This window comes from Plantactinospora sp. B6F1, from assembly GCF_040120695.1.
Taxonomy (GTDB): domain Bacteria; phylum Actinomycetota; class Actinomycetes; order Mycobacteriales; family Micromonosporaceae; genus Plantactinospora.
In genome coordinates, this window is sequence record NZ_JBEEAC010000021.1 from 39,399 (window position 1) to 57,874 (window position 18,476).

Sequence of the window (18,476 nt, forward strand, 5' to 3'; positions counted from 1 at the left end):
ACCAGCCGCCGCTACTCGCCCCAGTCCTCCTCCACCTCCGGCGCCAGGGCGAGCACCACCGGCGCGGTGGCCACCACCTCCAGCTCGCCGCGACACTCTCCACACTCGACGATCTCGGTGACCATGACCGTCGACCGAACCGAGACCTTGCCATCGCACCCTGGGCAAACCACGTCCAGCGTCGTGCTCATCAGGCTCTCCTCTGATGGCGGATTCGGGGGGATGCTGCCTTTCTACCGACCGCCTGAGCGGGGCGACAAGGGCGATGAACGCGGCCGGAGCACCGGTGTCTCGCCGGCGAGACAGGCGCCGGCACGGCCGTTCTGCCGGCTGTTGCGCCTGCCCGAAACGCGCCGACACACTCAATCGATGCACTGGATCGCATCGCCCGACGAAGGAGACCACGTGCACAGATCTCTGCGGAGCGCGGTGGTGCTCGGCTCGGTGACCGCGATGCTGGCGGCCACGGCCGCCGTGATGCCGGCGGCCGCGGAGGCCGCAGCCGTCGCGGTTCCCACCGGCGCCGCAACGAGCGACGGCCGGCTGGGCTGCGCGACACCCGCCGACCCCACCGATTTCCGCTGCTTCGGCCACCGGCGCACCGCGTCGGCAACGCCGAGTTCCGGCGGCAAGCCGGCCGGCTTCGGCCCGGCCGACCTGCGCTGGGCATACCGGCTGCCGCGCTCGCCGACCCACGCGACGGTCGCAATCGTCGCCGCCTACGACAACCCGAACGCCGAGTCCGACCTCGCGGTCTACCGCGCGACCTTCGGCCTGCCGCCCTGCACCTCGGCGAACGGCTGCTTCCGCAAGGTCAACCAGCAGGGCATGCCGGCTCCGCTCCCGGCCGCCGACGCGGGCTGGGCCGGCGAGATCTCGCTCGACCTCGCCATGGTCTCCGCCGCGTGCGCCACCTGCCGCATTCTGCTCGTCGAGGCCGACGACGCGTCGATGAACCTGCTCACGGCGGTCGGTACCGCAGTCGGGCTGGGCGCGCGTTACGTGTCGATGAGCTGGGGCACCGCCGAGGAACCGCTCGAGGCGGTGATCGACGGGCCGGTGTTCGACCATCCCGGGGTCGTGTTCACCGCGGCCAGCGGCGACAGCGGCTACGCCGCCGGCCCCGTCTACCCGGCATCCTCGCCCTGGGTCACCGCCGTCGGTGGCACCACCCTGGCACGCTCGCCCACGCCGCGCGGCTGGACGGAGATCGCCTGGCCGGGCAGTGGCAGCGGCTGCTCGGCGTACCTGGCCCGTCCGTCGTTCCAGCATGGACGCACACCGTGCGCAAGCCGGGCCACCGCCGACGTGGCGGCGATCGGCGACCCGGACGCGGGCGTGGCGGTCTATCAGACATACGGCGACACCGGCTGGGGTACCGACGGCGGCACGAGTGCCGGCGCGCCCTTCATCGCGGGCGTCTACGCACTTGCCGGGGCGGCCGGCCACGCCGGAACCGCCAACAGCTACCCGTACCAGGCGCGGGCCGGCCTCTTCGACGTGGTGAGGGGTAGCACCGGCAGCTGCGCCGAGACCCGGCTCTGCACGGCGGTTCGCGGGTGGGACGGGCCGACCGGCCTCGGCACCCCGAACGGCATCGCAGCGTTCGCGCCGCATCGCTGAGCCGGCCGAAGCACCAGGCCGCCCCGGCCATCCCGGGGCGGCCCGCACATTCCCACGATCAGGAATCTCCCCGCGCATGGAGGCGAGCATGTCCGTCGACACTCCGTTGGTGAGCGTCATCGTGCCCTGCTACAACGCCGGCAGGTGGGTGCGCCACGCCGTGAACAGCGCGCTGCACCAGACCCACCCGAACATCGAAGTGATCGTGGTCGACGACGGCTCGACCGACGACAGCCTGGCCGTACTGGCGGAATTCGGCGACCGGATCGACGTCACGACCATTCCCAACGGCGGAGCCTGTCACGCCCGCAACGTGGCACTGGGCCGGGCACATGGCGAGTTCATCCAGTTCCTGGACGCCGACAACGTCCTCATGCCGACGAAGATCGAGCGGTCGCTGGAGAAGTTTCGCGCCGAGCCCGGCCTCGACCTCGTCTTCACCGCCCTGCACTACCCCGATGAGTACGAGTTCACCCACGAGCCGGAGTTTCCCGAGGACGAGCTGAAACGCAGCGTCGAGGGCATGAACGACTGGGTCTACTCACTGGTCCTGCCCGGCACCGGTGTGCCGTCCCTGGAGACGTCCCAGCCGCTGTACCGCCGGTCGACGCTGGACCGGTTCGGCACCTGGGACGAGAACCTACGCTGCATGGAGGACATCGAGCTGTCCGCCCGGCACGCGCTGGCCGGCGCGAAGGCCGCACCACTCGAGATGATCGGGGTAATCTACCGCAACCACCCGGGCGAGCGGGCCACCCAGCAGATGCGATTCGACAACGAGCAGTACTTCATCTCGGTGCTGAAGATGCTCGAGGTCGCCCGCACCCACGACCGGATGGACGGGGCCATCGAGGAGTTCGCGGTCAACTTCCTGGTCTGGATCGCCGCCCGGGTGTGCATCGCGGAGCACCGCTACGGCAAGGCGCGCACGTATCTCGCTCTGGCCCGGGACATCCGGCCCGAGCTGCCCGGCCCGCTGCCGTTCCGGCTGCTGGCGAGGACAATCGGGGCGTTCCCCGCGCTCATCGGCGTCCAGGTCGCGCTCACGCTGAACCGCCGGGTATTCCGGATCCCACTGGAGAGCGCGGAGAACCTGGAAGCCACCACCCGGATGTCCGACCTGCTGCGGCCGCTGCGCGGCGGCCGCGGCTGATCCCTCAGTGTCCGCTGCTCTGGTACCGCCGAAGCTCCCGGACCCAGATCGCGTACGCGCCCACGAGCAGCAGACAGCCGACCACCGGCGAGCCGGCCGCGAGCCATCCGGGCACGCGCAGTTCGCCGGTTCGGTTCATCAGCACCGTGCCCGGCAGATAGGCCACGAACGCGAGCGGCAGCACGAAAGTCGACACGAACTGCGCCGTGCCCGAGAAGATGTGCATCGGGTACCCGCCGAAGGTGTTGAAGACGGTGTCGATGGTCGACCGCAGCGCCTGCGTCGAGAGTGTGCGGAAGGTCAGCGCGGCCAGCCCGAGCTGGATGCCGAGCTCCAGGCAGGCGCCGCCGAGCACGGCGAGCACGACATACGCGACGGCGGCCACCGACCAGTCGATCGGCGCGACCGCCGACGCGACGGCCAGCAGCACCAGGCCGCCGAGCAGGTCGCCGGTCGGCATCAGCGACACCCGGTAGGTCAGGAAGTACAGCAACGGGTTGCCCGGCCGTACCAGGAAGCGGTCGAAGTGCCCCTCACGCACGATCTCGTCGATCGAGAGCAGCTGGTTGAACGGCGCCACCCACACGCCGTGCGCGGTGAGCCGGAGCGCGTACAGGAACGTCACCTCGGCGACGCTCCACGTGCCCAGGTCACCGAACTGGTGGAGCACCACCGCGATGGACGCGAGCCCGACGCCCTGGTAGACGGCGCCGGCCAGGACGGTGACGACGACGTTGACCCGGTACTGTGCCTGCGCCCGGACCGCGGCTCGCGTCAGCAACCACCACGCGCGTACCGGAGACATCGGCACCTCCTGGGGATCAACCACCCTGAATGACGACCCGGTGCATCGCCCGCGACCAGAGCAGCCGCCCGCCGAGCCACAGCAGGACGACCCAGAGCGCCTGCAGGGCGAGGAGGCGCGGCACGTCGGCGGTGGCGGCGTGGCCGAGGTAGATGGCCAGCGGAACGTACGTCACCGCCTGGAACGGCAGCGCCTCGGCGACCAGGCGCAGCCCGTCCGGCATGAACCACAGCGGAACGATCGCACCGGAGAAGAACATGAAGACGACGCGGTAGATGACGAAGATGCCGGTCGTCTCCATCGTCCAGAACGCGATCATGCCGACCAGCACGGAGAGCATGGCGCTGACGAGATAGGCCAGCACCATGCTCAGCACGTAGCCGAGCGCCGCCGCGAGGCTCGCCGGCGCCCGTCCTCCGCCGACCAGCACGGCCAGCGGCAGCGTCGCGACCACGAACGGGGCGGTGGCGAGCGCCCGGCCGACCTGGCGCGCATGGATCTGCGTGGTGAAGCTCATCGGCCGGGTGAGGTCCCCGGCGATCTGACCCTCCCGCACGCGCGGCGGTATCAGCGAGAACTCCCAGGGAGAGGTGACCCAGGTCTGCACGTTGGCGAAGGTGGCGTACGTGATCATCATGCCGAGGCTGACCCCGGCGACCTCGGGACGGCCCTGATAGACGGCGGTCCAGAGGATCCGCAACAGGTACACCTGAAAAATCACCGCGACCACGTTCATCAGGTAGTTGGCGCGATACACCAGCGAGGTGCGGGCCTGAATCGCCATCATGCATCGGTACCGGCGCACGGCGCTCGGCATGCGGACACCAAGCACAGCACTCCCAACTGAGCTGGTCGGTGGGGACTGGGCGGTGGCGAAATGGCCGAGAGGCGTCACCATTGTCGCGTGGGGCCGGAACCGCACGGAACACCTGTCACGCGGGTTGCGTCTCGCCGGCGGGACGCACGTCCGGGCTTGCCGACCCGTACAGCCGGTGCACGACGTCCTCCAGGCTGGGCTCAAGGATCGACAGGTCCGTGACCGGATACCGGCTGAGCACCGTGCCGACGAGCTCGGCCACGTTCACCGCGGCCGGATCGAACCGCAGGACCCAGTTGCCGTCACCGCGCGGCGAGACCTCGACGCCCGCCAGGTCCGGGGCCCGGGCGCACTCGGGCATCCGCACCACCAGCTGTCGGTAGGCGGGGAAGGCCGCCTTCAGCGAGGCGAGATCACCGTCGTGCAGCAGGCGGCCGTTGTCGATCAGCAGGAGCCGGTGGCACAGGCGCTCTACGTCCGTGAGGTCGTGCGTGGTGAGGATGACCGTCACGCCGCGGTCGCGGTTCAGCTCGCGGATGAACGTCCGGATCCGGTCGCGCGCCAGCACGTCGAGCCCGATGGTCGGCTCGTCCAGGTACAGGATGCGCGGCTCGTGCATCATCGCGGCGGCGAGCTCGCCGCGCATCCGCTGGCCGAGGGACAGCTGGCGCACGGGCGTGTCCAGGAAGGCGGACATCTGCAGCAGCTCGGTGAACCGGCGCAGGTTCTCCCGGTACCGGGCCGGGTGCACTTCGTAGAGACGGCCCACCAGCTCCAGCGAATCGCGCAACGGCAGGTCCCACCACAGCTGCGAGCGCTGGCCGAAGACCACGCCGATCTGCCGGGCGTTGCGCACCCGGTCGAACCACGGGCGGGCGCCGGCCACCACGACGGTGCCGGAGGTCGGCGTCAGGATCCCACAGAGCAGCTTCACCGTCGTCGACTTCCCGGCGCCGTTGGGGCCCAGGTAGGCCACCATCTCGCCGGGTTCGATGTCGAAGCCGATGCCGTCGACGGCGCACACCACCTCGTGCTGGCGAGTGAGCAGAGTGCGCAGGGCGCCCCAGCGCCCGGTGATCCGCTTGCTCCGGTGGTACCGCTTGACCAGGTCACGAACGACGATGACGGGCATGGCCGCGACGATTCCAGCCACGGTCACGGCGCGACAAGCTCCGCACCCGGGCCACCGGTGCACTCCGCGCTCAACTGTTGTGCGCCGTCCCGCGTCGTGGTGCTCTGGTGATCGGTCGACGTGGCCCTTTGTCCGATGTAGACGGCTCGGTCCACTGCCTCAACGGAGGAAGGCGATGGCATCCACCAACCCCATGGCAGGCGAACACGTAATCCTCGGTGCCGGCCCCTGCGGCCTGGCGGCCGCACGCGAGCTGTGCCGCGGCGGCGGTACGCCGATCGTCGTGGAGCGCGAAGAGTCGGCCGGCGGGCTCGCCTCGTCGTTCGCGGACGATCGCGGCTTCATCTGGGATCTGGGCGCGCACGTGGCCTTCAGTCCGTTCGGCGACTTCGACGATCTGCTCGACGACATGATGGGCGACGACGTGCTGCGGCACGAGCGCTCTTCCTACGTCGTGTACGGGGACCGCTGGGTGCCCTATCCGTTCCAACACAATCTCGCGATGCTGCCGACGGACGAGGCCGTGGAGTGCATGGTGGACCTCATCGAGCGGCCCCGGCAGGCGGTCCGGACGTTCGACGACTGGATCATGACGAACTTCGGGCCCGGGATCGCCGACCGGTTCATGCGTCCCTACAACGCCAAGGTGTGGACGGTTCCCTGCACCGAGATGTCCGCGGACTGGATCGCCGAGCGCGTGGCCACCGTAAACTGGCGCACCGCGCTCGCCAACCTGGTGCACGGAAGGGTGGTGCCCGGCTGGGGGCCCAACAGCACGTTCAGCTATCCGGGCAGCGGCGGCATCGGCGAGCCGTTCCGCCGGCTGGCCGATCAACTGCCCGACGTCCGGTACGGGCGCACGGTGACCCAGGTGAATCCGCACGCGCACACGCTGACCCTCGGCAACGGTGACCGCCTCGGCTTCCACCAGCTGATCTCCACGATCCCGCTGACTGCTCTGGTCGCCGCGCTGACCGACTGCCCGGCCGAGGTGCGGGACGCGGCCCGGGCGCTGCGGCACAACCAGGTTCTCGTGGTCGGCGTGGGCGCCACGGGCACCGTGCAGACCAACTGGCACTGGCTGTACTTCCCCGAGCAGGTGTACCCGTTCTACCGGATCACCAACATCGGGTTGTGCTCGGCACGGAACCTGCCCGAGCCGCACGACGGTCACGTCTCGTTCATGGCCGAGATCGCACAGCCGGCTGGCGCCCCGTGGCCGGACGCCGGCGACGCCACCCGGGACACGATTCGCGGGCTCGTCCGCTCCGGGCTGCTGCCCGACGGGAACAGCGTGGTATCCACGTTCGTTCGCCGGGTGCCGCTGGCCTATCCGATACCCACCCTGGACCGCACCGAGGCCGTCGCGACGATCCTGGGATACCTGGAGAGCCACCAAATCTACTCGCGCGGCCGGTTCGGCGTGTGGATGTACGAGCACGGCAACATGGACCACGCGGTGCGCATGGGCAAGGACGTCGCCCGCCACCTGCTGTCGGGGGCGGAGGAACTGGTCCGCCTGCCGCACATGGGCGCGCCCGTGCCGACGGAGCCGGCCGGCCTCACCGGGACCCGTCGATGAGGGTCCTGGTCACCGGCGCCACGGGGTTCATCGGCGGCCATGTCGCGCGGGTGCTGCTCGGCGAGGGCTTCGAGGTCGCGGTGCTCGACGACCTGTCGAGCGGCCGGCTGGTCACGCTCACCGAGCTGGCCCGCCTGGGCCTGCGCGAGGAGAACGTCTTCGTGACCGACGCCGCCACCGACGAGGCCGCCCGCGCGGTGCGGCGCTGGTCGCCTGACGTCCTCATCCACCTCGCGGCCCAGCCGCGCGTGATCGCGTCGGTGCAGGACCCAGTGCGGGACGCGCGGGCCAACGTGCTCGGCACGGTCACCATGCTGGACGCGGCAGCCCGTTCCGGGCAGTGCCGCGTGGTCCTGGCCTCGAGCGGGGGCGCCGTGTACGGCGAGCAGGCCGGGGCCGCCGCGCCGACCAGCGAGCGGGTGCGGCCCCGGCCGATCAGCCCGTACGGGCTCAGCAAGGCGACCACCGAGTCGTACGCCGGCGTGTACGGCGCGTTGACCGGGCTGCCGGTCTCCATCCTCCGACTGGGCAACGTGTACGGCCGCCACCTCGACGGCAGCCCAGGGCCCGGTGTGCTCACCGTGTTCGCCCGGGCCGTGGCCGCGGGCGAGGCGCAGCAGGTGATAGGCGACGGCCGGCAGACGCGCGATTTCGTCCACGTCCACGACGTCGCGGAGGCCTTCCGGCTGACGGTGACGACGGCTGCGCCGGTCGTGCTCAACATCGGCTCGGGGCGGGAGACGAGCGTGCTGGCCGCCCTGCAGGCCGTGTGCGAGGCGCTGAACGCCCCGGCCAAGCCCGTGCACGTCGCGGCGATCAGCGGCGAGGTGGGGCGGGTGTGCCTGGACGTGTCGGCCGCCCGAACCAAGCTGGGCTGGCAGGCCACGGTGCCACTGGACGCCGGGATCCGCGAGCTCGTCAAGAGCCCGGCGGGCGCCGTCCCAGGCTGACGCCCGGCGTCAGTCCCCGCCGGCTCTCCGCATGCCTGCCACGATCATTTCGATCATCTGCCGCACCGCGTCCGAGCCGAAGAAATGTCCGCCGTCGAGGACGTTCAGGACGAACGGCCCGGTCGTCTCCGCGCCCCACGGCTCCATCCGGCGCGCCGGCGATTCCTCGTCGGCCGCTCCGGCGAAGGCGGTGATCGGGATGTCGAGGAGCACACCCGGCTGATAAGTGTGGGTGCTGAGCACGGTCAGATCGGCCCGCAGCGTCGCGACCATCTCGCCCAGCAGCCCCTGGTCCTCGAAGAGTTGGGACGGAGTGCCGCCCATCTCCCGCATGTACCGCACCAGACCCTCGTCCGGGCCGTTCCAGCCGCGGATCTGGCGGTCCAGGCTCGGCGCCACGCTCGCGGAGACGTACAGCGCCCGCGGCATCGGCATCGCGCGCTCGCGGAGGGCGTGCGCGAGCGACCAGCCGACCCGTGCGCCCATGCTGGCGCCGAAGAACGCGACCGGCTGCTGGTCCAGCAGTGGCTCGACCGCCGCGACGAGGTCGTCCACCAGCTTGTCCATCTCGTGGTAGCGCGGCTCGGCGAAGCGGTCGGCGCGACCGGGCAGTTGCACGGCGACCGGATCGATTGACGGCGGCAGCAGCTGTGGCCACTGGCGGAACGTGGCCGCGTTGCCACCGGCGTGGTGCAGGCAGAGCAGTATCGTGGCGCCTGGCGCCGGACGCCGGAACCGCTTGAACCAGCGTCGTCCGTCGGACATGGCGGGCTTCCTCTCCTTGGCGGTGCTATCCGCCGGCATCCAGTCGTCAGTACACGTGGTGCATCCACCGCAGATCGTCGGGGACGCGGCCGTACTGGATGCCGAGCAGCTCGTCGCGGAGCCGCATGGTGTCCGGGCCGGGCTGACCGCCGTCGATCGTCCATCCGCCGGCGACGCCGCGCACGTGTCCGACCGGCGCGATGACGCCGCGGTGCCGCACGCGAACACCTCGGTGATCAGACCCGTGTCGCACTGCCTGCGCCACTGGTCCACAGAGATGCGCCCTTCCTCGCAACGGAACCCGAGCCGCCCGGCGAGCTGAAGCAGGGCTGTGCTTGCCGATCAATCCATCCGCGCTGGTCAGGGGAGCTTTCGGATCAGCCGACAGATCTTGGCCTGTTCGAGGCAGTAGCCCGTGTCCATCATTGTCGGCGACTGCGATGATACCGCCTCGTGCTGTTTCGACTGGCCTACCTGGCGTCACGGGACCGTGCACGACGTGCCAGCCGGCCGGCATGTCGGCGAAGACGGGCCACAGCGAGTGCTGGCCCTCGTCGTTGACCAGGACTGTGAACTCAGCGTCGTCGTCATCGAACGGATTGGTCACGGCGTCCACGCCGGCCCGAGCGAGTACCAGCGAGTCCGAACGATATGACCTCATCAGACCCAGTGTCAACAGTCTCGCCCCTTTCCATCTCGACGGAACTCGGGCATGCTAACGGGTCGGCGGTAGCGACGATCGACAATTCGTGTTCGACGGGGGAGTTCGAGAACAGTGAAGACTGTTGCGTTGGTCGAGCTGGCGACGTTCGCGAACATCGTTACCCTGGCCCCCGGATGCCTCTGGGCCTACGCTCGCGAGGTTCCGGAGATCGTGGACAATGTCGAGTTGCGGCTCTACGACGGGCCGGTGATCGCCGATCGCCAGCAGATCCTGGCCGACCTCGTCGCGCACGAGAACCGGGAGCGGTTCGGCATCACGGTCCGCCGGGTGCCCAACCCGGCCGCCGAGGCGGACGTGGTGGTCGCCACCAAGTGGGTGACCGAGGAGCAGTACCGCAGAGGGCGTGGCCTTCTACTACGCGGTCCACGGCCTACAAGTCTGCGTGGCTTCGACGACCTGGCCAATTACCTCGACCGCACCGAAGCGATGAGTTTCGACGGGTTGTTCCGCCGCGGTCGCACGGTACCTCGCCCGTCACCAGGAGGGCTCGCCGATCAGCCGGTTCTTCGCCGACTCGGTCCGCGACCTGGGCAACTACTATCTGCTCAACAGCGGCGGCACCTACCTGAACATGCTGCTGCACGGCGAGCGGGCCGACCATGCGTTCACCGAGCTGCGGGTCGAGCCACGGCCGGACGGTTCACGGCTCCGCCGGCGGCCGTGGCGGCCCTCGCCGATATGGACAGCGTTCCACTGTCCGGGAACGGGCCACTGCTGCGCCACCCGTACCGGCGCAAGATGCCGTTCCATGCCGGCCAGCCGTTGCAGGACAACATCGCCTACTGCGACGGCATGACCACCCGGATTCGGTCGATCCTGGCGGAGTGGACGGCCGTTCCGGCCACCATTGGAGCATAGATGCGCGCCTACCGGGAACTATTCGCCATCCGCGAGGTCCGCTCGATGGCGCTCATTCTGCTGTTGACCAGGTTGGCCGCACCCATGCTGGCCCTCAGCCTCCTGCTTGCCGTGGTCGCCGCGACCGGCTCGTACGCCTCCGGCGGCCTCGTTCTCACCGGCTACGCCGGCGCCCTGGCGATCTTCGTACCGATCGCCGCCCGCCTGGTCGACCGCCTCCCCGCCGCCCGGCGGGTGCTGCTCATCTGGCTCGCCGGCAACGTCGTGGGGTACGCCGCGATGATCGTCTCGTTGCAGGCGAAGGCGCCGGTCGGCGTGTTGATCGCGTTTGCCGTCCTGCTCGGTGCGACCACGCCGCCCGCAGGGCCGGTCACCCGGGGCCTGTGGCCGTCGCTGGTCCCGGCCGAGCGGCTGCAGACCGCCTACGCCATGGACGCGGTGCTCAACGAATCACTCTTTGTCGGCGGCCCGCTCCTCGTCTCCGGGCTGTTGCTGATCGCTTCCCCCACCGTCATCGTCGCGATCGTCGGCCTGTCCCTCCTGTGCGGTGTCCTGCTCCTGGTCAATGTGCCCAGCCTGCGGGACCGCCGCCCGCCGGACCAGTCCGAGCCACGCAACTACCTCGGCCCGCTCGCCCAGCCGCAGGTGCTCATCCTCCTCGGCATCGTCGTGTGCGACACGTTCGCGTTCGGGTCCATGGTGGTCAGCGTGCCGGCCGCAGCGGCCGACCTCAGCACGAAGACGCTGGGCGGGGCGCTGCTCAGCCTCGGCTCCCTGGGCGCGGTCATCAGCGGCGTGATCTACGGCGCCCGGCCACGGGCCGGCGCACCGGGCCGCCAGCTGGCCGTGTTCCACCTGGCCGGCGCGATCCTCCTGGCGTTCGCCGGCCAGGTCAGCCTGATCGCGCTGTTCGCGCTCATCATCCTGTGCGTCGGGCTGGTTGGCGGCCCGCGGGACACGCTGCACCAGGTGGTCCTGGGCGAGGCGGCGCCGAAGCGGTACCGGGCCGAGGCGTTCGCCTGGCTCGGCACGTTCATGTGGGTCGGCTACGGCGCCGGCACCGCCACGACCGGGCAGTTCGTGCAGCGGGCCGGCGGCGAGACGACCGTCGCGTTCGTGGTGGCCGGCTGTGCCGCCGCCCTCGGCGCCGCGCTGTCGCTGCTCGTCCGGCCGACCCCGCCGGATCCGGAGACGGCCGAGGCGGACGCACCGGCCGTGGCCGGGACGCAGGCGGCGGACACGACGGTCGCGCCCGGGCAGGACCCGGCGGAGGCCGCGGACGCCCGCCGGACCGGGGAGCCCGCCGTAACCGGAGGGGCCGACGCCGACAGGTGACCAGCGCAGCGGGCAGAGCTGACCGGTACGGTCCAGATGGTTGGCCAAGAATGCAGGCCGCGCAGGCTGTACAGGCTCTGCATCGCGTAGTACAGGGCGTCGCCTCGTCGTACTCTCCTCGTTGACCCACTCGGTGCCCACCATGGATCCAGCAGCTACAACTCCGGCGCGCTGGAAAGAGTTCGTCAATGTCTGTCAGCCGATCGTTGCCAGCGAATCCGGCCGCGGCATAGATTCACCGAAGACGATCAACCGGGCGGGGAGGGCGATGTCGGCGCAGGACGGGGGCGACATGCTCCGCTGGTTCCTCGGTGGGCCGCAGACCCGGCCCGACCGGATTTCGCTACTCTGCCTGCCCCATGCCGGCGGAGCGGCATCCAGCTACCGCGCCTGGCTATGCGACCTGACCCCGCACGTGGACGTGCTGCCGATCCAGTTGCCCGGCCGGGAGAACCGGATGAGCGTGCCGTTCGCGGAGAGCCTCGACGCGCTGATCGCGGACCTCACCGCGGTGATCGCACGGGCCGAGCTGACCGACCTCGCGCTGTTCGGCCACAGCATGGGGGCGGTCCTCGCGACCCGCCTGTGCACCGCGCTGGAGCAGTCCGGCCGCCCCGTCCGCCACCTGTTCGTCTCCGGTCACTTCGGCACCGGGCCGTGGCCGGCCGACGCCCGACTGAGCGTGTCGCCGACCGCGACCGACGAGGAGCTGCTCGGGTCACTCGCGGTGCTCGACCCGGCGGCCGCGCCCCGGTACGGCCACGCCGAACTGGCCGCCATGATCCTGCCGATCCTCCGGGCGGACCTGCGGCTGCTGCACGGCATCTCGCTGGCCGGAGTCACGGTGGACGCACCGGTAACGGCGCTGGCCGGCACCGACGATCCGGTGGTCGTCGACCTCGCGGGCTGGGCCGGCGTCTCGCGGACCGACCACGCGCTCTACCGCCTGCCGGGAAACCACTTCTATCTCGCCAGCCAGGGGCCGGAGCTGAGCCGGATCGTGTGCCACCGGCTGGGTCTGCCGGTCGGTGTGCCGTGAACGAGACGCCCGGCTGGTCGTACGCGACTCCGTCGTTCTCCCAGCAGCGCGTGTTCGCCGAGGAGAACCTCCAGGACATCGGCCCGACGACCAGCTGAAGATCCGCGGCATCCGAGCGAGCCGGGCGAGACCGAGGCCGCGCTGCACGCGCACCCGCTGGTGCGGGCCAACCCACCGGAACCGGCCCCGAAGACGAGGCGGCCGCCGCTGAGCCGGTCGAGGGTCGCGTACTACCGGGCCGCCTTCGCCGGGCGACGCCGGGACAGCGGCACGACCAGCGGACCGAAGCGGATGCGCGCGGTCCGCAGCGCGATCGCGGTGAGCGCGATCGCGGTGTCGACGATGTCGTCGGCCCAGGGCCAGATCAGCTGGTCACCAGATGAAGCACCCGCCCCAGCCGGCCGCCTCGGCCTCGGCCGCCAGCTCGGCGAGCAGGCGAACGTCGGCGCACTCCTCGAACGTCTCGACATAGACCCGGGTATACATCTGCCGGACTTAGAACCCGTTCGGGCCGGGGGGCAAGGCCGGTCGTACCACGGTTCCGGCGCCGCGCACCGTCGGCAGCAGGCGCTCGCCGACCGACACCGACGCGACGCCGCCGGCCAGGGCCTCTGCCGCCGCGACCAACTTGATCCGCATCCCGCCACCGATGCCGGCGCCGGGTCGGTCCCCCGACGCCGGCAGCCGGTACCGGGCGAGGACGCTGTCCGGGTCGTCCGGGTCGGCCCGTACGCCGCCGGACGCGGTGAGGAAAACGAGCCGGCGGGCGCCGAGCGCGATCGCGATCGCTGCGGCGACCCGGTCGGCGTTGGCGTTGACCGGGGTGTCGTCGTCGGCCAGGACCGGCGGCGAGACCACCGGAACGAGGCCGGCGCCAAGCAGGGTACGCAGCACAACGCCGTCGACGCCGGTGATCCGCCCGCTGTGGTCGCCGCGCAGCAGGACGGTCCTGCCGTCCACGGTGGCTCGGACCGCGCTGCGGCGACGCGCCCGGACCAGACCGGCGTCCAGCCCGGTGAGCCCGACCGCCCGCACGCCGTGCCGGACCAGCTCGACCACCAGGGCCGGCTTGACGCCGCCGGCCAGGGCCAGGGTCAGCACCTCCAGCGTCGCCGCGTCGGTCCGCCGGGTGACCACGCCGTCGGGCGACACGATCTCGCGCAGGGTGACGCCGAGCCGCCCGGCCAGCCGGGCCATTGCCGCGGCGCCGCCGTGCACGACCACCACCCGCGCACCGGTCGCGGTGAGCGCTGCCACGTCGACGCCCAACGGGCCGGCCGGCACCTCTCCGCCGATCTTCACCACGGTCACGTCCATCGCGGGGCCGCTCAAACCGGGTGCAGGCCGGCGAAGGCCAGGCCGAGCCGCTCCGGCCAGCCCATCCGGATGTTGAGGCACTGCACGGCGTTGCCGGCGCCACCCTTCATGAGGTTGTCCAGGGCGGCCACCGCGACCAGGTCACGGCCGTCGACGCCGAGTGCGAAGCCGACATCGCAGAAGTTGGAGCCCAGCAGGATCTTCGGCTCGGGCAGCCGGTGCGGCCCCCGTCGTTCGGCGACCACCCGCACGAACGGCTCGTCCCGGTAGCGGCTGCGGTACAGCCGCCGCACGTCGACCTCGCGCACCGGGACGGTCAACCCGACGCGGCACACCACCTGCACGCCGCGCACGGTTGGCATGCCGGACGCGCTCATCGCCACCGACAGGCCGGTGGCCTGTGCGATCTCCGTCTCGTGCCGGTGCGACACGGGTGCGAAGACCCGCATCGCGCCGCTCCGCTCGGCGTGCGTGTTGACGGCCCCCGCGGCCGCGCCGGCACCGCTGGAGCCCACCCGGCCGTCGACCGTGACGGGGCCGGCCACCAGCCCGGCGTCGACCAGCGGCAGTAACGCCAGCACGGCCGCGTTGGCCATGCAGCCGGGCACGCTGATCCGGTCCGCGCCGCCCAGTTCGTCGCGGCACCGTTCCGGGTATCCGGGCACGAACGCGCCGAGCAGCTCCGGCGACGTGTGCGGGACGCCGTAGTAGTGCTCGTACCGGGCCGGGTCGGCCAGCCGGAAGTCGCCGCTGAGGTCGATCAGGATGGGAGCCCGGTCGACGAACTCGGGCAGCAGCTTCATCGTCTCCCGGTGCGGCGTGGCCAGGAACACCACGTCGCAGGCCGGCAGTCGAGCCGAATCGACGAAGGTGAGGTCGGTCAGCCCCCGCAGGTTGGGGTGCGGGCCGTCGACCCGTCGCCCGGTCAGGCGCCGGGACACCGCGCCAGTCACGGCCACCCGGGGATGGTCGAGCAGCAGCCGCAGGAGCTCGCCCCCCAGATAGCCGGATGCGCCGACGATCCCGATCCGCAGGTCACCGCCCGTCACTCTCCCCAGTCCTCCTCGATCTCCGGGGCCTGCGCGAGCACCAGCGGCGCCACGCTCAGCACCTCCAGCTCCGACCGGCACTCCGCGCACTCGACTATCTCGTTGGGCACCACCGAATCCTGCAGCACGATGTCGCTCTCGCAGGTCGGGCACGTGGTACGCGCCATGATCGTTGCTCCTTCCACCCGTGGGGGCTCCTGATTCCGGTGGTCCTCATCGCAGGGCGACCGATCGGGCCCGGTGCCCGAGCAGCTCGCGGGCCGCCTCGGTGACCCGCTCGACGGTGATGCCGGCCACGGCCAGCAGCGTTTCCTCGTCGGCGACCGCGTCCAGATAGGATTCCGCCGCGCCGATCCGGGTCACCCGACAGGGCTGTTCGGCGCAGACGACCTCACACACCGCGCCGCCGAGCCCGCCGGTCGTCAGGTGATCCTCGACGGTGACGATGCCGGCGGTCTGTCGGGCGGCGCGCACGACCGCCGCGCGGTCGACGGGCTTGACGGTGTGCATGTTCAGCACCCGTGCGGCGACGCCCGCCCGCGCGAGTTCGTCGCGGGCGGCGAGCGCGACACCGACCGGCCGTGGGGCCGCCGCGATGATCGCGACGTCGTCGCCGGTGGCGAGTTCGACCGCCACACCCAGCTCGAACCGGTACGGTCGGGAGTGGACGGCGGGGGTGGCGACCCGGCCGAGCCGGATGAACACCGGCCCGGGATGGTCGACCGCGGCCCGGACGGCGTGCTCCGTCTCCACCGCGTCGGCCGGCGCCACCAGCGTGAGGTTCGGCAGCGTGCGGGCGACCGCGAGGTCGTCCAGCGCGTGGTGCGACGGGCCGTAGTGGCCGGCCGACAGCCCGGCGTGGGTGACCACCACCCGCACCGGCAGATTGTTGGCCGCGATGTCGCTACGCAACTGCTCACCAGCGCGCCACAGGGCGAATCCGCTCATCGTGTTGGCGAACGGAATGAGCCCGGCTGCGGCCAAACCGGCGCAGACGCCCATCAGATTGGCCTCGGCGATGCCGACATTGACATATTGCCCGGGCAACTCGGCGCCGAACGTGTCCTCGAGCCCGCCCATGTCGGAGTCCACGCAGAAGATCCGCGGATCGCGGCGGGCCAGGTCAAGCAGCGTCCGACGGTACACGTCCCGGGTGGCTGGTGCCGTCGTGGTCACGAGGTTTCCCGCTCCCGGGACCGCAGCCCGGCCAGGGCCCGCTGGTACAACGCTGGGGTCAGCCGGACGTAGTGGCTTCTCCCCCGGTCCTCGAAGATCGGTACGCCACGGCCCTTGACGGTCCGGGCGATGAGCACGGTCGGTCGTGCCGTCATTCGGGGAACGCCGGCAATGGCCTCCCGCAGCGCACCGAAGTCGTGGCCGTCGACCTCCTCGCAGGTCCAGCCGAAGCTGCGCCAGCGCTCGGCCAGCGGCTCCAGCGGGATGCGGTCCTCGGTGCGGCCGGTGATCTGCCAGTGATTGCGGTCCACGATCGCCACCAGGTTGTCCAGGCCGAACGCGGGCGCGGACATGATCGCCTCCCAGTTCGAACCCTCCTGCAGCTCGCCGTCGCCGAGCAGGACGAACGCCCGGGCCGGCCGATTGGTCCGCTTGGCGGCGAGCGCCACGCCGGTGGCCAGTGACAGCCCGTGTCCGAGCGAACCGGTCGGGAAGTCCACACCCGGCACCTTGGCCAGCGGATGCCCGGCCAGCCGGCTGCCCGGCCGCCCGTAGGTCAGGCACTCCTCCGGTGGGAAGTACCCGCGCTCGGCCAGCACCGCGTACAGCGCGGCGCTGGCGTGCCCCTTGCTCAGAACAAACCAGTCCCGGTCCGGCCAGTCCGGCTCCTCCGGCCGCACCCGCAGCACCTCGGCGTACAGGAGGACGAGCAGGTCCACGGCGGACAGACTGCCACCGACGTGCGTGCCGTGCTCGGTGGCGGCGATGTCCAGCACGGTCCGGCGGACCCGCGCGGCCACCGCCGGCAGCGGGTCGGGCGCCGCGGTCACCGGGCTCCCTCGACCGCGCGCCGCGACGCGGCAACCGTGGCCAGCCGGTCGAGGTGGTGCCACACCTTCTCGAACGCGTCCGCGCAGCGTCGCAGCACCGGCCCTGCCGCCGGGTTGAGGTGCCAGCGCTGCAGCGTGACCGACTGGTCGATGACCGCGACGGTCGCCGGGTAGTCCTCGGCGCGGTACGGTCGCGGCGACACCCCGGGCAGTCGCCACGGGTAGCCGCCCGGCCCGGCGTGGTCCCGCAGTGCGGGCTGGCCGGGCAGCGGCACCGACTGGTAGGGCTGGACCGGCACGCCCTCGGCCCGCAACGCTCGCTGCAGGATCGCCCGCAGCGCGCCGGCATCCAGCCCTGCGTGGCCGGCCGCCGCCGGGTCGATCCGGAGCCGCAGCATGTGCCACGCGTGGGTCCGGTCCGGTGGGCACTCCGGAACCACCAGCCCAGGAAGCGCAGCCAGCCGGTCCAGCAGCGCCGCTACCTGTGCCGCTCGCGCGGCCCGCCGCTCGGCGAACCGGGCGAGTTGGCACCGGACGAACGCGGCCTGCACGGCCGCCAGCTTCGCGTTGCCGGCGATCTCCTCGGAGGTGTACCGCCGGGGCCCGCCGCCGGCCGGCCGCTCGCCGAACTGGCGCAGCCGTCCGAGCCGCTCGTTCAGCACGGGGTCGTCCGTGGTGACCAGGCCACCTTCGCCGCAGGTCGGCAGGTTCTTGCTGGCGTTGAGGCTGAACGCGGCGGCGTCGCCGAGCGTGCCGACGTTCCGGCCGGCCCACGTCGCGCCGTGCGCCTGCGCGGCGTCCTCCAGCAGAAAGAGTCCGTGCCGGTCGGCCAGCGCACGCAGCGCGGCCATGTCGCAGGGCAGCCCGTGCAGGTGGACTGCGACGATCGCGGCCGTCCGCGGGGTGATCGCGGCCGCCACCGCGGCCGGGTCGAGCGTGTAGGTCACCGGATCGATGTCGGCGAACACCGGCACCAGCAGCCGCTGAGCCGGCGCAGACGCGGTGGCGACGAATGACAGCGCGGGGACCACCACCTCGGCGCCGGGCGTCAGGTCCGCTGCGGCCAAGGCGAGTTCCAGGGCGGCGGTACCGGAGGAGACCGCCGCGCAGTATCCGGCCCCGGTGAACTCCGCCCACTCCCGTTCCAGGCTCTCCACCTCGGCCGCGCCACGGCCGACGCTCGTGAAGCCACCGCTGTCCAGCACGCGGCCGACCGCATCGCGCTCGGCGTCAGTCACGATCGGCCAGGCGAGCCGGTCCCGATCGGCGTCGTCCAGCACGACCGTCCGGGTCCCACCGAACATCGCCAGCTGGTCCATCA

General features: G+C 71.5%; 19 protein-coding genes and 1 pseudogene. 7 read left to right on the plus strand and 13 right to left on the minus strand.

Features of this window, described 5'->3' with window-relative positions:
* Window positions 1-11: 11 nt before the first annotated feature.
* The gene (locus ABNF97_RS23795) at window positions 12-191 is read right to left on the minus strand and encodes a lysine biosynthesis protein LysW (protein WP_207230487.1); all 180 of its coding nucleotides are present in this window, start codon (window positions 189-191) and stop codon (window positions 12-14) included.
* 214 nt (window positions 192-405) lie between these two features.
* Between ABNF97_RS23795 and ABNF97_RS23800 the strand changes: the two genes are divergently transcribed.
* A complete protein-coding gene (locus ABNF97_RS23800) occupies window positions 406-1,623 on the plus strand; it encodes a S53 family peptidase (protein ID WP_349339848.1) in 1,218 nt (405 codons plus the stop codon).
* An 88-nt stretch (window positions 1,624-1,711) separates the two neighbouring features.
* Window positions 1,712-2,776: a glycosyltransferase family 2 protein gene (locus ABNF97_RS23805; RefSeq protein WP_349339849.1), complete on the plus strand. Its 1,065-nt coding sequence runs from the start codon at window positions 1,712-1,714 to the stop codon at window positions 2,774-2,776.
* A gap of 4 nt (window positions 2,777-2,780) precedes the next feature.
* Here ABNF97_RS23805 and ABNF97_RS23810 read toward each other — a convergent pair whose 3' ends face one another.
* The 3 genes from ABNF97_RS23810 to ABNF97_RS23820 all read right to left on the minus strand — a co-directional run bounded on the left by ABNF97_RS23810 (window position 2,781) and on the right by ABNF97_RS23820 (window position 5,593).
* Complete coding sequence (locus ABNF97_RS23810; protein ID WP_130462474.1) at window positions 2,781-3,581, minus strand: ABC-2 family transporter protein; 801 nt, start codon at window positions 3,579-3,581, stop codon at window positions 2,781-2,783.
* A 16-nt stretch (window positions 3,582-3,597) separates the two neighbouring features.
* Window positions 3,598-4,398, minus strand: coding sequence for an ABC transporter permease (locus ABNF97_RS23815; protein ID WP_349339850.1), 801 nt, complete (start codon window positions 4,396-4,398; stop codon window positions 3,598-3,600).
* Window positions 4,399-4,513: 115 nt separating this feature from the next.
* Window positions 4,514-5,593 (minus strand): ABC transporter ATP-binding protein, encoded by a 1,080-nt coding sequence (locus ABNF97_RS23820; protein ID WP_349339851.1) that lies wholly within the window; start codon window positions 5,591-5,593, stop codon window positions 4,514-4,516.
* A gap of 16 nt (window positions 5,594-5,609) precedes the next feature.
* On the opposite strand from ABNF97_RS23820, the gene ABNF97_RS23825 reads away from it, so the two are divergent.
* Complete coding sequence (locus ABNF97_RS23825) at window positions 5,610-7,112, plus strand: protoporphyrinogen/coproporphyrinogen oxidase (RefSeq protein WP_349339852.1); 1,503 nt, start codon at window positions 5,610-5,612, stop codon at window positions 7,110-7,112.
* On the plus strand, window positions 7,109-8,062 hold the full coding sequence (locus ABNF97_RS23830; RefSeq protein ID WP_130462470.1) for an NAD-dependent epimerase/dehydratase family protein: 954 nt from the start codon (window positions 7,109-7,111) through the stop codon (window positions 8,060-8,062). The genes ABNF97_RS23825 and ABNF97_RS23830 overlap by 4 nt, the downstream gene beginning before the upstream one ends.
* A 9-nt stretch (window positions 8,063-8,071) precedes the next feature.
* On the opposite strand, the gene ABNF97_RS23835 is transcribed toward ABNF97_RS23830, so the two are convergent.
* The 3 genes and pseudogenes from ABNF97_RS23835 to ABNF97_RS23845 all read right to left on the minus strand — a co-directional run.
* On the minus strand, window positions 8,072-8,827 hold the full coding sequence (locus ABNF97_RS23835; protein ID WP_349339853.1) for a thioesterase II family protein: 756 nt from the start codon (window positions 8,825-8,827) through the stop codon (window positions 8,072-8,074).
* 46 nt (window positions 8,828-8,873) lie between these two features.
* Window positions 8,874-9,047 (minus strand): hypothetical protein, encoded by a 174-nt coding sequence (locus tag ABNF97_RS23840; protein ID WP_349339901.1) that lies wholly within the window; start codon window positions 9,045-9,047, stop codon window positions 8,874-8,876.
* A gap of 276 nt (window positions 9,048-9,323) precedes the next feature.
* Window positions 9,324-9,488, minus strand: a pseudogene (locus ABNF97_RS23845) (MbtH family protein); the annotation flags it as partial.
* Window positions 9,489-9,602: 114 nt separating this feature from the next.
* Here ABNF97_RS23845 and ABNF97_RS23850 point away from each other — a divergent pair.
* The 3 genes from ABNF97_RS23850 (at window position 9,603) to ABNF97_RS23860 (ending at window position 12,783) form a co-directional block, all read left to right on the plus strand.
* Window positions 9,603-10,409, plus strand: a complete 807-nt coding sequence (locus ABNF97_RS23850; protein WP_349339854.1) for a hypothetical protein — start codon at window positions 9,603-9,605, stop codon at window positions 10,407-10,409.
* The gene (locus ABNF97_RS23855; protein ID WP_349339855.1) at window positions 10,410-11,744 is read left to right on the plus strand and encodes an MFS transporter; all 1,335 of its coding nucleotides are present in this window, start codon (window positions 10,410-10,412) and stop codon (window positions 11,742-11,744) included. It abuts the gene before it with no gap.
* Between the two features lie 268 nt (window positions 11,745-12,012).
* Window positions 12,013-12,783: a thioesterase II family protein gene (locus ABNF97_RS23860; protein ID WP_349339856.1), complete on the plus strand. Its 771-nt coding sequence runs from the start codon at window positions 12,013-12,015 to the stop codon at window positions 12,781-12,783.
* Window positions 12,784-13,278: 495 nt separating this feature from the next.
* On the opposite strand, the gene ABNF97_RS23865 is transcribed toward ABNF97_RS23860, so the two are convergent.
* From ABNF97_RS23865 to ABNF97_RS23890, 6 genes are read right to left on the minus strand one after another with little or no spacing between them, the layout of a single operon-like run.
* Entirely contained in the window at window positions 13,279-14,100 is an 822-nt protein-coding gene (locus ABNF97_RS23865; RefSeq protein ID WP_349339857.1) for an amino acid kinase family protein, read from the minus strand.
* An 11-nt stretch (window positions 14,101-14,111) separates the two neighbouring features.
* Complete coding sequence (gene argC / locus ABNF97_RS23870; RefSeq protein WP_349339858.1) at window positions 14,112-15,149, minus strand: N-acetyl-gamma-glutamyl-phosphate reductase; 1,038 nt, start codon at window positions 15,147-15,149, stop codon at window positions 14,112-14,114.
* Entirely contained in the window at window positions 15,146-15,316 is a 171-nt protein-coding gene (gene lysW / locus ABNF97_RS23875; protein WP_349339859.1) for a lysine biosynthesis protein LysW, read from the minus strand. Before lysW ends, argC begins: the two co-directional genes overlap by 4 nt.
* Window positions 15,317-15,362: 46 nt before the next feature.
* A complete protein-coding gene (locus ABNF97_RS23880) occupies window positions 15,363-16,325 on the minus strand; it encodes a transketolase family protein (RefSeq protein WP_349339860.1) in 963 nt (320 codons plus the stop codon).
* The gene (locus ABNF97_RS23885) at window positions 16,322-17,155 is read right to left on the minus strand and encodes a transketolase (protein WP_349339861.1); all 834 of its coding nucleotides are present in this window, start codon (window positions 17,153-17,155) and stop codon (window positions 16,322-16,324) included. Before ABNF97_RS23885 ends, ABNF97_RS23880 begins: the two co-directional genes overlap by 4 nt.
* Window positions 17,152-18,474, minus strand: a complete 1,323-nt coding sequence (locus tag ABNF97_RS23890) for a DegT/DnrJ/EryC1/StrS family aminotransferase (RefSeq protein ID WP_349339862.1) — start codon at window positions 18,472-18,474, stop codon at window positions 17,152-17,154. The genes ABNF97_RS23885 and ABNF97_RS23890 overlap by 4 nt, the downstream gene beginning before the upstream one ends.
* Window positions 18,475-18,476: the final 2 nt, after the last annotated feature.